The following is a 1330-nucleotide window of genomic DNA, read 5'->3' as shown; positions in this document are numbered from 1 at the left end:
CAGGGCCCCGGCAAAGTCGTTAGATGATGCCGAGTAGGGCCAGCGGGCGGTTGCTGTCACGGGCGTAGTGGCGGTTGGCGGCTGCGATGTTGGTGATTCCTGCGGTGCGTATGGCTCCGATGGCGGCGTTGCGTAGGGCGGCCATGACGTGTGGCCCGGTGCCGGTGCGGATTTGGGAGCGGTCTTCGTCGTAGGTGACGTCGCGGATCCAGTGGATGCTGTTCTCGATCGACCAGTGGCCGCGGATCCAGGCAGCCAGCTGATGTGGTTTGGCTTGGTGGACTCGCAGGTCGGTGATGGCGTAGACGGTCTCGGTGGTGAAGCGTTTCGGCTGGTCGAGGCGTCGTCTGCGGCGGCGGATCTGCAGGGCCTGAGCGGCGTTCGGGAAGTCGATTCCGGTGGAGACGCTCAGGATTTTCAGTGTGCGGATCTCGCGGCGGCCGTGTCCGCGGTCGTCGGTGCGGGCGGCGTCGGGTACCTGCTTCCAGGGCAGGCCGGCGAGCTGTTTATGCAGGCTGGGTTGGTTGCCTTTGACGGTGAGGATCCAGTTGGCGCCGCGTTCGGCGAGGTAGGTGATGTGGTCGCGCTGGCAGTGCAACGCGTCGGCCGTGATCACGGCGTCGCGCAGATCGCTGATCTGATCGAGCAGCGGCGCGAACCGGGTGATCTCGTTGGTCTTGCCGTCGACATCTGTGCCGGCCAGGACCACTGCGGTGTTCTGATCGCAGGCAGCCAGGACGTGCTGCGCGACCGTTTCGGTGGTGCGCGATCCCCGCAAGGTCTTACCGTCGACCGCGATCGCCCGCCGGTGACCGGGCACGCCGTTCGAGGCGCGCCCGGCGAGCCAGACTCCGATAGCAGCGGTGAGCAGGTCCGGGTCCAACGCTTGCAACAGCCGGCGGATCATCGCTTCGGACGGGCGCCGGTCCGGGGCGATTCCCATGGCCAGCACGGTCGCGTCCGGCACGTCGGCGACCCACTCGGCGATCGCGGTGTAAGACCGGTAGCCGGCCACGACAGCGCACACCGCTGCGGTCACCACGACTGTCATCGGATGCCGCACCCCACGCCGGGACCGCGGATCGGGCAGTCCAGCGAGTGCAGCAGACAGTCCACGCGCGGATTCGGGCACGGTCGGAGCCGCCGTGCAGGACAAGGACGAGATCAGCGATGATGGCAGTGCGGGCATGACTCACTTCGGGCGATCAGCATGGCGTAGGAACCTTGATGATCTTCTGAACCGGTCATGCCCGTCTTGCTGCCGCCAACCGAGGCGCTTCTACCCTGATCGACCCAAGTCGGACATGATCACGACTTTGCCGGGGCCCTG

The 1330-nt window shown here is 66.7% G+C and carries 1 protein-coding gene; it reads right to left on the bottom strand.

Going from position 1 to position 1330, the window contains the following annotated elements:
- Positions 1-19: 19 nt before the first annotated feature.
- A complete protein-coding gene (locus HJC40_RS44960) occupies positions 20-1189 on the bottom strand; it encodes an ISAs1 family transposase (RefSeq protein WP_284044644.1) in 1170 nt (389 codons plus the stop codon).
- Positions 1190-1330 lie beyond the last annotated feature (141 nt).

The sequence above is a fragment of the Actinoplanes sp. M2I2 genome (assembly GCF_023544445.1).
Taxonomy (GTDB): Bacteria; Actinomycetota; Actinomycetes; order Mycobacteriales; family Micromonosporaceae; genus Actinoplanes.
The sequence above is the reverse complement of the archived record's forward strand: the minus strand, read 5'-3'. Positions and strand labels throughout refer to the sequence as shown.

Coding starts and splice junctions, on each gene's coding strand:
- HJC40_RS44960 (WP_284044644.1), bottom strand. CDS start 1,189: ATGCCCGCACTGCCATCATCGCTGATCTCGTCCTTGTCCTGCACGGCG.